Source organism: Streptococcus sp. FDAARGOS_520 (assembly GCF_003812685.1).
Lineage (GTDB): Bacteria > Bacillota > Bacilli > Lactobacillales > Streptococcaceae > Streptococcus > Streptococcus agalactiae.
This window is the reverse complement of the sequence record NZ_CP033810.1, coordinates 1,583,061-1,595,969: the sequence shown is the minus strand read 5'-3', so window position 1 is coordinate 1,595,969 and position 12,909 is coordinate 1,583,061. Positions and strand designations below refer to the sequence as shown.

The window sequence follows — 12,909 nt, the reverse complement described above, 5'->3', positions numbered from 1 at the left end:
ATTTTTTATAGCTACCACCTTACTTAATTAACTCACTCCTCTAAAATATTTCGATTATTAAAAGGCTGGATTATCTTTCCAACCTTTTTTTGTTATATACTACGATACTTCAAATGTGATCCATTAGCCTTGGCCTGACGAACTGTATTTTGATAAGACATGGATAAGACCAATCCAATTCCAATAAGATTACTTAGTAATGAACTTCCACCTTGCGAAATAAACGGAAGTGGGATTCCTGTTAGAGGTAATATACCAACTGCTGCACCAATATTTTCAAAAACATGGAAAACAATCATCATGATAAAACCAGTTGATATAAAAGTATAAAATTGATTATTAGATTCAATGGTGATCCTTAACATACGGTAAATGATAATGAGATATAACCCTAAAACAATCGCCGAACCAATGAAGCCAAAATTCTCAGCAATGACAGTAAAAATCATGTCACTTTCACGAACAGGAACCGAGAGCTCTAAAATATTAAAACCTTTACCTGTTACCCCGCCACTTCCAATTGATACCATACCCTGTGTTTGTTGATAAGCAATTGAGTCTGCAAAACTAAATGGATCAATCCAAGCAGATAAACGGTTGATTTGATATGTATCCATCCCCAAATTATAAAACCATTCCTTGCCGTTTGGTGAGATAAAAATCATCAAAAAGCTAGCTATAAAAAGAACGATAGTAGATAAAATTGGCAAGATTATCCACCAAGATATGCCCGATAAAAGGATTAAACCTGACAAAATGGCAAGGAAAACTAATGCTGTTCCTAAATCTTTTTGTAACATTAGAAGAATCATCACTGGCAATGTAACCAAACCAAACAATCCTAGCAACTTCCAATCATCTTGAAAAGTTTTGCGATTTTTCTGATGAAAACTAACAGTTATTCGAGATAACATTAAAATATAGGAAATCTTCATAAACTCTGACGGTTGAAACAAAGTTACCGAGCCAATGGTCACCCAATTTTTAGCACCTGTTGCCGCAAAAAGCTGTGGACTATAAAAAATTAAGGGAAGAACCATTAGGGTTAGTCCTAAAGCATACAGATAGGGCGTGGCTTTCCATAAAAATTCAGTACTGAAAAGCATAACGACAAATGCAATAATACACCCCATAATAATCCAAGACACCTGCTGAAACATCGCGATATAGATATTAGAAGGATAATCATTCATCGTTGCAACATAAATTGAGGCTAAACCAATCATTAATAAAAAAAATACTGGTATCACAACAGCATAATCAATTTGCCCTTTAAAATAGTTTGATTTTTGTGACATAGGACTTCCTTTTTTATTCATGGTAATTATTATAACATTTTTTCAGAATCTGACTTATATTTTTTGCAATAAAAAATGCAACTCAAATCATTATGAGTTGCAAATATTAGGAGATTGTTCTTCATCAGTAAAACAAAGAACATGAAAAGAAAAGTTTATTTAGGATATTTAAAGTATACAAAGTTCACCTTAAACAAAACTTAAATAAGATTATTTAAGTTTTGTTATTTTCTCAACACTAGTCTAAAGAATAAAATCCTTCCTAACATCTCAAAAAAGGTTTTAATATGTCCCCTGCCAACTTCTCTACCATTAAAATAGGATATATTAAAGGTTAAAATACACGATACATCCATAATAAAAAGCATATTTTTTTATTTTATTCTATTTTAAAATACTTTTTGGGGCGAATTTTGGTCCGTTATTATGATAACTTCCTCAGTACATCAAGCACTCTCTCAACTGTAACAACCTCTTCTTCTCTCACTTCTTCGTGTAGTAACACATAATCAAATATCTTTCCGTTTTTACGCACTATCGCTACTGTGTTCCCTGAAATATAGCCTTTATCAATCGCTTCTTTAAACTCATCTATATCTGTTCTGATAGACAAAAAGATAACAAATAACCGCTCGTTAAATGAGCGGTTATTTGTTACTTCAGTTTTTCTTTGACAGCATCTACTGCCCCTTCAACAGCATCTTTAGCATCATCTGCTAGTTCTTTGCCTTTAGCAATTGTTTTTTCAATAAATCCTTTTGCTTCTAACTCTTTATCACCGGTTATTTTGCCAAAGCCTTCTTTAGCACCACCTTTTGCTTGATCTAATTTTGATTTTAGTTTTTCTTGTGACATACTGCACCTCCTTATTATTTTTATTAATCATAACATCTATATCTTTCTTTAGCAAATAAAAACAAGAGTCGCTAGTGTCAGGCGACTCTTGTTTTAGTGATTATCTCATGGTTATGCGAGTATGGATGTATACTATAAAAATAGACAACACTTTGTGTGTTATAACCTGTTTTAAAAGACACAAAAATCTCTGAAGGAAGAATTTACCGTCTGATGAAGAATATGGCGCTCCCTAAAATGGCTACCGTTAAGACAAAAACAGCTCTTAAAAAGACTCAAAAAACGTATCCTCAAAACTTACTCAACCAGAAATTTAATCCTGATAAACCTAATCAAGTATGGTCTACTGACTTCACCTATATTTCTATTGGATATAAGAAATATGTCTATCTCTGCGCAATAATTGATCTCTATTCTAGAAAATATATTGCTTGGAAATTGAGTCATCGTATGGATGCAAAGTTAGCATGTGACACTCTAGAATTAGCTCTTAATAAAAGAAAGATTGAAGGAACACTTCTCTTTCATTCCGACCAAGGGTCACAATTTAAGGCCAGGGAATTTAGAAAAATAATTGATGACAACAATATCATGCATTCTTTTTCTAAACCTAGATATCCTTATGATAATGCCGTAACTGAAGCATTTTTCAAGTATTTAAAGCATAGACAAATCAACCAAAAAAATTATCAAAATATCAAACAGGTTCAATTAGACTGCTTTGAATACATTGAGAATTTTTATAACAATTACATCCCACATACGGCTAATCTAGGACTAACCCCTAATCAGAAAGAAGAAAATTATTTTAACGCAATAAAATAACACGGTTTTCTGTCTACTTATTTGACATTAGTCCAATAGTATGATTATTACTCAAGAGATTATTTTTATTTTAAATATAAAATAATTTTCACCATGTAATATTTCATACTTTATATTATACTTATTAAGTATATTCTTTACTATATTTAATCCTAATCCATTACTATTATCCAATTTTAGATCAAAACTAGCATCTAAAATTTTATTTATTTTCGAAATTTTATTTTTATCATATGAGTTTTCTATAAGTAACCAATCATTAGCTATTTTGATATTAATTATTCCATTTCGATTAGTATATTTTACTGCATTGCTAATCAAATTAGAAAATACAATATTTAGTGCCGTTTTTCCTATATAAATATTATAGTCTAATAATTCCTTATTAATATTTATTTTTTTTTGATTTACTAAGATAGAGTATTTTTCTAATACTTCATCTAATGTATCACCAACATTTAAATATTCTTCATCATTATTCAAGTCTTTTATAGAATAAAAAGATAATATTTGCGAGACATTCTTTGTTAAGTTATCTACAATATTAATACACTCACTGATATAAAAGTCTCTATCTTTATATTTTCCGATATTATATTTCATATTCTCAAGTAATATCTTTAGGCTGGAAAGAGGAGTTTTAAGTTCGTGGGACGCCCCCTTAAAAAAATCATATTTCAATTTTTCTAACTTTAAAATTTCCTTATTTTTAAATTCCAAATCATTAATTGTATTCAATAAAGCACAATATAAGTCATTGATTTGCTGTTTTAGTTGTCCAATTTCATCATTAGAACTAATTTTCAATCTTGTTTCTTTGTCAAGTTTTATCATTTTATCAGTAACCATAGTTATTTCTTGTATATTGTTTTTTATAGATTTAGCATAAATTAAAGAAATAACAATGGAAAAAAGAAATGATATCGATAAAGAATATGGTAAAAACTTAAGGCTCAAGTCTTTCGCGTCTTTTTGCATATCAGCTGTTGAAACAAATTGAAGATGTATTTTTTTGCCATCATGAAGTTTAATTTCCCTTTCTTCAATTATTAAAGAATTACTATCACTTTTTACATTAACATTTATATTATCATTTATTTGTAATTCATTTTTGTTATTATTTTTTTTTATAAATACCTTTATGTCACTACTTTTAGAATAAAGCTCCAAAGTTTGGTCTAAATATTTTAACTCTTTTCCATTCATATTTTTAGAAATTTCATCTGCCATAATGTGGATTTTTACTTTCCTCGTCTCCAAATATGTTTTAGGAAAGATAAAAAAGAATAATGAATGAACTAATATAATTAGTATTCCAAGAATAGAAAATATTTGTATGAACATTTTTGGGAATATTTTTAATTTCTTCATTTTCTCTCCAATTTATATCCTACATTTCTTATAGTAGTTATACAGTCTAATTGTAATTTTTTTCTAAGTTCTTTTATATATACATCTACTACTCGATCATAAGGGATCTCTTCGCTATCCTTCCAGACATAATCAATAATTTGCATTCTTGTTAAAACTTGTCCATCATTATCCAATAAACATTTTAGTATTTCGAGTTCTTTTGCATTTACATCTATTTTTTCATCATTTATTTTAGCTGTATAACTATTAAAATTTACCGAAAGATTCTTATATTCAAACTTCTCTAAATGTCCAAAATTCTTCTTAATTAAAGAATCTATTCTAGCCTTTAAAACAGGCAATGAAAATGGTTTTTCTACATATCCATCTACTAAATTAGTAAATGCATCAATTTTATATTCTTCATCACTAAATGCAGTCAAAATTAGAATTGGTAAATTGCTTTTCTTTCTAATTTCTTTCAACACTTCTAAACCATTTATAAAAGGTATCTGAATGTCTAAGATAACCAAGTTTATATCACTATTAAATTTTGACAAGGCTTCCCTTCCATCTTTAGCCTGAATAACAGTATATCCAAATTCTGAAAGGTATTCACTTATTCCCTCTCTTATCAACTTATCATCTTCAACAGTTAATATTTTCATAGATACCTCCATTTAAATCTATACATAATATTATACAGTATATTATTTGATTTTTATAAGTCAAAAAACATTCGGTGATATAAATCACCGAAAATTTTAATTATTATCAATTAATAACTCTTTTGGATTCTTTCTTAATGTATAAATTGAAGAAAGAATCAATGATACAAGAAGTACAAAACTCATAAATATAACTACATAAATTATGAATTTAGGTAATACATTTATATCTAAACCTGAAAGAGTCTTGTTGAATCCTTCAGCTTCTGCCCCCCCGCCTAATTGACTAGATGCAGATTGTCTAGCTATTTGTTTAGCTATATCGCCAGTAACTTTATTCAATATATTATTCCCTAGCTTATCAGCTGTATATTGAGCTAAGAAATAAGATCCAAGAAGTGCGGGAATGGATATAAATACCATCTCGATTATAAATTGACCAAAAATTTCTAATTTAGATATACCTAATGATAGTAATACTGCTATTTCTTTCTTTCTGGCATTCATCCATAAGAAAAGTAATAATGAAACTACAACTCCTGCAAATATTAATGAGCCAACAAATAATTTGTTTGAAATAGAATAGATACCGGATATAGATTGTTGCAGCGCAGGATAATTTGATGAACTTTTAATCAAATTATATTCTCTCCAATTTATATCTAGTTTCCCAAGATCTTTTATTACACTATCAAGATTCTTATCACCTTTTACAAAGAATGTTGCATCTTGGTATACGGCTGTATCTTCTGTATTACCATAAACTTTAGCAGCTGAATGAACGTCAGTGATTAGTGTATTTTCGTATAGTTCTTGTGCTGCACTTACCCCACCGCTATTATGACCATCAAATAAACCTTTAATTTCTACTTCTACAGTTTCATTTGCAACTTTTTCATTGTCAGCATCAAACAAATTAGATTTTATTTTTATTTTATCTCCAACTTTGAGATTGTTTTTTTTTGCCAAATCTTTATGCATTAAAATTTTATTTTTATCTTTATTTTCTAAATGCTTTCCTTCTACTAACTTATATGCTTCTGATACAAATTTTGTTTCTTTTGCTGAGTCATTAACCCCTGTTAACATAACTGTTCTCTTAAAATTCTTTGCTCTTTCAGGTGATTGATTTGCAAGTGTATCTTGAGTTTCAATTATATCATGATCAACTAGGTCTGCGACGCTGTTTATTCTTTTTACATAGGAGTCTATACTGTTTGTTTGAGATATCTTTTTAATATCTTCACCTTTTACATTTCCTCCACCCCTAGGTGTTCCTGGATTTACTTGTCTATTTATTTCCATAGAAAAACTGTTTGTTATATTAGCAAATGTTTCCTTAGAAGCTCTATCTGTGGCATCTTTAATAGATAAACTAATGATGCTTAAAGTTGCCATTGATAGAATAACTAATATAATAATTAATGATTTTAAGCTTTTTCTAGTTACATAAGCAAATGCATTTTTTATCATTATTCAACCTCCAAATTCATTTTATTTACTTTTTTCAACTTTTTACCACTTAGTTCTAAAATGATATCCGCAGAATCTGCTACTTCCTTACTATGTGTTACAACTATTACACATTTATTTCTATCTTGAGCTAATTCCTTTAATATATTAATTATTTCTCCAGCAGTAACACTGTCTAGGTTACCGGTAGGCTCATCAGCTAGTATTATTGGGGCATCTGATACCAGTGCCCTAGCAATAGCTACCCTTTGTTGCTGACCACCAGATAATTTCATAACATTTCTTTTTATTTGTTTTTTATCTAAACCTAATTCGAACAAGATACTCTCATCTACTGATTTATTTACTAGTCTAATATTTTCAATCGGCGATAAATAATCTATTAAATTATAATTTTGAAATACCAAAGATATATTATTTTTTCTGTGATTACTATATCCTTTCTTTTCTATATCTTCATTCTTAAACAAGATTTTTCCTGTTTGAACTTTATCAAGTCCTGCAAGTAAGGAAAGAAGTGTGGATTTTCCTGTTCCTGACTTCCCTACTATCGCATAAAACTTTCCAAGTTCAAATTTTTGATTTACTCCTGACAAAACTTTTTCTTTAGAATTTGCGTAACTGTAATTTACATTCTTTATTTCTAATATATCCATTATTTGCTCCTAACTTATTTTTGATAATATTTCTTTTGGTTTCTTAAATAATATTAATGAAGAGGCCATTACAACTGATAAAACAATAATACTTATTAATATTAAATAACTTTCTGCAAGTGTTGTTATGTTTAACATAAAACTGCTTTTATTTATTAAACTTCCACCGAAAATCATTGAGTTCTCTGAGTTAATAAATCCTTCTACAATTACTTTTAATAGTAGATTCCCTAAAAATAAGGAGGATATTATACTTGGTATTGATATGAATATTAACTCAAATATAAATTGCCTTATAATTTGTATCTTAGTTGTTCCAATAGATAAAAATATACCTATTTCATAAATTCTTTCTCTTAACCATAGAATCAAGATTAATGAAAGAACAACTATTCCACCTAACATAATCGAATAAGTCATTATTTTAATTATATGTTTTATTCCACTCACTGACTCTAAAGACTCTTCGAATGCTTTATTATCTTTCTTAATAGAATACTTTGACTTATCAATTTTAAAGTCTTTCAATTTGTTTAAGGCAAGCTCTGTAGATTCTAAACTACCAGAATACATTAAAATTTTATTTGCAATTCTATTATTCTCTGATTTATTTAATATTTCTTGGCTAGTTGAATAATCTACAAAAACCATATTTTCGCTAAAATCAGATGATAATCCTGTATATGTTTCCTGTTTTTTACCAGAAAAGATTCCTATAATTTTAAATTTATGACTTTTTATTTTTCCACTTTTTTCCGTATCTAGTAATTCAAGATCAATTTCATCACCCAATTTTAGTTTGTTTTGTTTAGCAAATTCTTCATGAACAAGAATTGAATTCTTATCATTTTCTTCTATATTTTTTCCTTCTTTAAAACTAAATACTCCACTACTAAATAAAAGATTTCTTTTAGTATTACTTGTAGCTTCTAGTGAAACAACATTTTTAAATTCGTCAGATAAATCTTCTCTATTTATACTTTGCTCACCACTAACTACTTTAAGATCTTTCAATTTTGCTAATCCATCATATTGAAATATTTTTTCTTCAACCTCTTTTATTTTTTCAATATTCTTAAATTGATTAATATTAAAATATTTACCATCTTTTTTTGTAATTGATATTGAAGAATTAGAACTTTCATATAAAGCCTTTTCTATTTCATTACTTGATTTCATTATTGTTAAACATGAATACAAGCAAGAAAGAACAATTGTTAAAATAGCAAATATAATAAGTGTTCTATTTTTTTTTCTGGTAATATATGCTATAGCATTTTTTATCACTTCCTAATTACTCCTCTCTATTTTTACTCCGCAACTATTGCATCCACTGGATTAATATTTTTACATCGCCTACAACTAATGTTTTTAAAACTATTTCCATTAAAATTTCTTCATTTGACAAACTATCTCAATGATAGAGCCGTTTATATATGAAGTTACTGAATTTCGTATCTATTTATTCAAAGGAAAATCTCAAATAACTCATTATGAAGAATGCGATACGAAATCTAATTCTCATGTTTATATAGTTTTATTATCAAAAACTACCTAATGCTCTATTGAAAAAACTAGACTTAGGGTAGCGATGATAAACAATGAACTGATGTCTGGTTAAGGAAATAGTTATTAAGCAATACAGATTTTATGATGCATACTGGCTGTTTCAATAATCATCCCGTACTTGACAGTACCTATCTAATTTTACATAAGTTCACCTCCCAATTTAGCTTACAATAAATAGACATTTAACTCTTAAAGCGAAGAATTACGTTTACTAGTAAAATTATCAATCTATAAGTTACTAGACACCAGTGACAAAATAGTGTTGCCTAAATACTAGATTACATACCTTTTATGAAACGTTTATGAAATAAAATTTTTTCCATATTATATTAATTTTTTTATTTTCAAAAGAGCTATGCTAATTTCTTTTATCCCTTACTCTAATCCATTTATATGAAATTCAGTTGTAAAAATAAAGTCTTATGCTAACATAGTAGTTTATGTTTTATTAACGTTCTTTTGGGCGGCATTGGAGCGCATAAATTTTACGCAGGAAAAATAGGCCAGGTTTTTTTATATATTATTTTTAGTATTACCTTTATTCCTGGAATTATCGACCTTATCGAAGCTTTGATGGCTCTCGGAAAACAAACTGATGAATATGGAAATATCATCGTTTAATGAAACAAAAAGCCTCACGCTCAATTTTTGGTCGAGGAGAGCGTGAGGCAAGACAGTATAAGAAATAAGCATTAAATGGCTCGTTTTCTTGTAGCTATTTTAGCAAATTTAGAAAGGTTAAGCAATCTGAACGGCTCCCTGTCAAGTAGACAGTCAAATAATAAAAGATAAGTTATGCAACCTGATTCCTGAATTCTAGAGGAGTCAGGTTGTTTAATTTTGATTGATAACGTTGTGTGTTGTAGAATTCGATATAACGTGCCACATCATTGACCAACTCATCATAAGAGTTGTATTTCTTAAGGTGGTAAGACTCAGTCTTGAAAAACCCAAAGAAACTTTCAGTTGGTGCATTATCAATACATTTGCCAATCCGGGACATGGATAAGGTCAGACCAGCTTGTTGTATGATATAACGGTATTCTTTGGAAGTATATTGACTACCTCAATCGCTATGGATGATAGGTGTGGCTCCTGGATTGAGCTCTAGCCCCTTTTTAATGGTCTTCATAACAAGTGGATTTCATTGTTGTGACTAATCTCATAAGCGATAATAGAACCGTTATACAGGTCTTTAATCGCACTGAGATAAGCTTTAGCTCCCAGACCGTATTGAAGATAGGTGACATCTGTGCACCATTTCTGGTTATGAGCTGTGGCTGTAAATTCACGATTAAGAATATTTTCTTCGTAAAATCTGTCACCAGCTTTTGTACAAGCATGGCTAACACGACGAATGACTGAACTAATCCCCAGAATGTTCATCAATCAACGAATCCGTTTCTTGTTTTAAGTTGTCCCAAGTTGACGATTAATAAATGTTGTCATACGGCGATAACCTAAGATACCATTGTAGAGTCTATGAAGTTCCTTGATTTTAGCCATTAGCTTTGTATTTTTTGTCTCAAAATCTGTTTTTTGACGATTGAGCCACTTGTAATAGCCTGAACGAGACCCCTTCAAGAGTTGGCATAAGGCCTGAATAGGCACATTAGATTCCTCATCGTAATAATTCTTGATTACTTGGAACTCCGCTAAATGCTTACCTAGTCTTACCGTCTGTTTCCTCGTTTGATGTCTTCTAACTTTTTTAGTAAACTAACCTCGATTTCTAAGAGACGATTACGTTCCTCCAATTGTTTAATCTTGAGTTAAAGTTGCTCAATCTCGGTTAAATCAGGCCTACTCTCCAACCCTTTCACACGTCTATCAACCAAACCTTGTGAGCCATTCTTCTCAAGCTTACGCACCCAAGAATAAATTTGTTGGTAGGAAACACCAAACTTCTCAATAGCTGCTTGATAGTCTTTCCCATGGGCAATGGTGTAGTTAACAATCTCTACACGTTCTTCAAATGTGGCTTGCCTTCCTTGTTTCATACGGCTATATCCTCTACTAGTGGCTTTCAAGTCTTCACCACTAGTATACCGTTTTATCCACTTTTGGAGAACAGAGCGACTTGAGATATCATACCATTTACAAATATCTCTAAGAGAGCCTTTTCCATCAAGGTAGCCTTGAACACCCTGTTCTTTAGCTAATGTGGAGTATATCAATGGCGTATTTCCGTAAACGCGACAACGGGTGGGAATATCGAATATCGTATAAACATATAATAGGAAATATATTACTTTGCAATATTACTTCCACTAAATATCAACAAGTCATAAATCATTATAGTCAAACGCATGTGCAAGATACAGTAAAGCGTTTTAACATACATGTAAAAGCCTGCGTATCCATGGCTGTTCACGAGGGATATATAGAAAAAAATTTTTGTTTATTCACTAAGGTTAAAGCAAAAAATAAGGGGCGTAAATAGAGATAAAATTTCTTGAAACCAATGAATACTTACGCTTGATAAAAATTTGTAAAGAAAAATCACAACATCAATCGTATGCAGCGTTATACCTCATCGCTAAAACTGGCATGCGCTTCGCTGAATGTTTAGGTTTAACAGTTAATGATATTGATTACACTAACAAATATTTATCAATTAATAAAACTTGGGATTATCATTTCAACCAAAGATACCTGCCAACAAAAAACAAAAGTAGTATCAGAAATATACCAATTGACAATGATACATTATTTTTTTTGCATGAATTTACAAAAAATAAAAACGACAGATTATTCGACAAACTTTCAAATAATGCAGTCAATAAAACTATCCGAAAAATAACTGGTCGCGAGGTACGAGTGCACTCTCTCAGGCATACATTTGCAAGCTATCTAATTTCCATCTCTCAAGTTTTAGATCACGAGAATTTAAATATCACTTTAGAAGTTTACGCACATCAATTACAAGAACAAAAAGATAGGAACGATAAACTTAATCAGAGAAATTTGGGGCGGATTTGGGGCAAAATAGCTCTAAACCGCTATTTACATGCAATGAATATGTCCCCTGCCGGAATCTACTACTATTGTACACAATAGTTCATAATAGTCCAAGCGTTGATTTAATGGTTGTTTATAATAGTAAAAAGTTCAATGTAGTTTCATTTTTAATCTATTTTGCCCCTTTTTTGCACCCTTTCACCTCAATTCTCTCATAACGTCTTCCACTCTCTCAACTGTCACAACTTCATCATCTCTCACTTCCTCGTGCGGCAACACATAATCAAATATCTTTCCGTTTTTACGCACTATCGCTACTGTGTTCCCTGAAATATAGCCTTTATCAATCGCTTCTTTAAACTCATCTATATATAACATATTTTATCCTCCTACTTATCTATTCGATAAAAAATCCCCAAAATAGACAATTTTAAATTTTTCTGTTCTGATAGACAAAAAGATAAATATTTTAAAAAAAAGTATTGACTTTATATAGTACATGTATTATAATTAATATATAGAAAGGAGGAAGATATGAGGATATCAGAAATTGCTGATTTGCTTACTTCAATCGGAACTCTGTTGGTTGGTATAGCAAGCATAATCACAGCAATAAAAAAAGAACCTAAAAAGAAAAACCGGCCACGGAGATTCAAATAAGGTTCTAGTAGTAGTTTGGGGCTCAAGCCCCTTGCCACTACTGATAGTATATCATATCTAAGACAAATATGAAATATTTGATTATTTTCGCAATTTGTTTAGTTGTATTTTACTTTATTAACAATGATGATTGAAATGGATAAAGAATTAACACCTCAAGAAAAAGCAAATAAAAAGTGGGCAGAAAACAATAGAGAACATAGAACCTATCTATCAAAACGATCTACTGCTCGTAGTTTTATTAACAAAAATGCTACAAAAGAAGACTTATTAGAATTAAAACAATTAATTGAAAGCAAACTCTAGACACACAAAAAAACCGCCCTCAATAGAGAGCGGTTAATATTTATTTCAGTTTTTCTTTGACAGCATCTACTGCCTCTTCAACAGCATCTTTAGCATCATCTGCTAGTTCTTTGCCTTTAGCAATTGTTTTTTCGACAAATCCTTTTGCTTCTAACTCTTTATCACCGGTTATTTTGCCAAAGCCTTCTTTAGCACCACCTTTTGCTTGATCTAATTTTGATTTTAGTTTTTCTTGTGACATAATGTGCCTCCTTATTATTTTTATTCTATGGTAACATTTTGATT

Annotated in this window: 14 protein-coding genes and 2 pseudogenes; 5 read left to right on the top strand and 11 right to left on the bottom strand. The window is 30.1% G+C overall.

Going from position 1 to position 12,909, the window contains the following annotated elements; all coding sequences use genetic code 11:
• Positions 1-92: 92 nt before the first annotated feature.
• From EGX96_RS08625 to EGX96_RS08615, 3 genes are all read right to left on the bottom strand, one after another.
• Positions 93-1,298 (bottom strand): FtsW/RodA/SpoVE family cell cycle protein, encoded by a 1,206-nt coding sequence (locus EGX96_RS08625; protein WP_000078931.1) that lies wholly within the window; start codon positions 1,296-1,298, stop codon positions 93-95.
• Positions 1,299-1,722: 424 nt separating this feature from the next.
• Complete coding sequence (locus EGX96_RS08620; protein WP_000027835.1) at positions 1,723-1,911, bottom strand: competence regulator inhibitor paratox; 189 nt, start codon at positions 1,909-1,911, stop codon at positions 1,723-1,725.
• A 41-nt stretch (positions 1,912-1,952) separates the two neighbouring features.
• Positions 1,953-2,153, bottom strand: a complete 201-nt coding sequence (locus tag EGX96_RS08615; protein ID WP_000076708.1) for a CsbD family protein — start codon at positions 2,151-2,153, stop codon at positions 1,953-1,955.
• Positions 2,154-2,330: 177 nt separating this feature from the next.
• On the opposite strand from EGX96_RS08615, the pseudogene EGX96_RS08610 reads away from it, so the two are divergent.
• Positions 2,331-2,978, top strand: a pseudogene (locus tag EGX96_RS08610) (IS3 family transposase); the annotation flags it as partial.
• A 51-nt stretch (positions 2,979-3,029) separates the two neighbouring features.
• Here the strand turns inward: EGX96_RS08610 and EGX96_RS08605 are convergent.
• From EGX96_RS08605 to EGX96_RS08585, 5 genes are all read right to left on the bottom strand, one after another.
• The gene (locus EGX96_RS08605; RefSeq protein ID WP_000734169.1) at positions 3,030-4,349 is read right to left on the bottom strand and encodes a sensor histidine kinase; all 1,320 of its coding nucleotides are present in this window, start codon (positions 4,347-4,349) and stop codon (positions 3,030-3,032) included.
• Positions 4,346-4,999: a response regulator transcription factor gene (locus tag EGX96_RS08600; RefSeq protein WP_000699093.1), complete on the bottom strand. Its 654-nt coding sequence runs from the start codon at positions 4,997-4,999 to the stop codon at positions 4,346-4,348. Before EGX96_RS08600 ends, EGX96_RS08605 begins: the two co-directional genes overlap by 4 nt.
• 96 nt (positions 5,000-5,095) lie before the next feature.
• Positions 5,096-6,472 carry an ABC transporter permease gene (locus EGX96_RS08595; protein WP_000594351.1) on the bottom strand — a complete coding sequence of 459 codons (1,377 nt, stop codon included), beginning with the start codon at positions 6,470-6,472 and terminating at the stop codon, positions 5,096-5,098.
• Positions 6,472-7,128 carry an ABC transporter ATP-binding protein gene (locus tag EGX96_RS08590; protein WP_000353149.1) on the bottom strand — a complete coding sequence of 219 codons (657 nt, stop codon included), beginning with the start codon at positions 7,126-7,128 and terminating at the stop codon, positions 6,472-6,474. The genes EGX96_RS08595 and EGX96_RS08590 overlap by 1 nt, the downstream gene beginning before the upstream one ends.
• Positions 7,129-7,137: 9 nt before the next feature.
• Entirely contained in the window at positions 7,138-8,415 is a 1,278-nt protein-coding gene (locus EGX96_RS08585; RefSeq protein ID WP_000594360.1) for an ABC transporter permease, read from the bottom strand.
• Between the two features lie 741 nt (positions 8,416-9,156).
• Here EGX96_RS08585 and EGX96_RS08580 point away from each other — a divergent pair.
• Entirely contained in the window at positions 9,157-9,318 is a 162-nt protein-coding gene (locus tag EGX96_RS08580; protein WP_000508795.1) for a TM2 domain-containing protein, read from the top strand.
• Between the two features lie 172 nt (positions 9,319-9,490).
• Here EGX96_RS08580 and EGX96_RS11225 read toward each other — a convergent pair.
• Positions 9,491-10,868, bottom strand: a pseudogene (locus EGX96_RS11225) (IS3 family transposase); the annotation flags it as partial.
• Between the two features lie 5 nt (positions 10,869-10,873).
• On the opposite strand from EGX96_RS11225, the gene EGX96_RS08555 reads away from it, so the two are divergent.
• A complete protein-coding gene (locus EGX96_RS08555; protein ID WP_001872365.1) occupies positions 10,874-11,140 on the top strand; it encodes a hypothetical protein in 267 nt (88 codons plus the stop codon).
• Between the two features lie 35 nt (positions 11,141-11,175).
• A complete protein-coding gene (locus EGX96_RS08550; protein ID WP_025193995.1) occupies positions 11,176-11,757 on the top strand; it encodes a site-specific integrase in 582 nt (193 codons plus the stop codon).
• Between the two features lie 99 nt (positions 11,758-11,856).
• Here the strand turns inward: EGX96_RS08550 and EGX96_RS08545 are convergent, their stop codons facing one another.
• The gene (locus EGX96_RS08545) at positions 11,857-12,036 is read right to left on the bottom strand and encodes a competence regulator inhibitor paratox (RefSeq protein ID WP_000965641.1); all 180 of its coding nucleotides are present in this window, start codon (positions 12,034-12,036) and stop codon (positions 11,857-11,859) included.
• 417 nt (positions 12,037-12,453) lie between these two features.
• Between EGX96_RS08545 and EGX96_RS08540 the strand changes: the two genes are divergently transcribed.
• Positions 12,454-12,624 carry a hypothetical protein gene (locus EGX96_RS08540; protein WP_000356856.1) on the top strand — a complete coding sequence of 57 codons (171 nt, stop codon included), beginning with the start codon at positions 12,454-12,456 and terminating at the stop codon, positions 12,622-12,624.
• Positions 12,625-12,664: 40 nt separating this feature from the next.
• Here EGX96_RS08540 and EGX96_RS08535 read toward each other — a convergent pair whose 3' ends face one another.
• Positions 12,665-12,865, bottom strand: coding sequence for a CsbD family protein (locus EGX96_RS08535; RefSeq protein WP_000076712.1), 201 nt, complete (start codon positions 12,863-12,865; stop codon positions 12,665-12,667).
• Between the last annotated feature and the right edge of the window lie 44 nt (positions 12,866-12,909).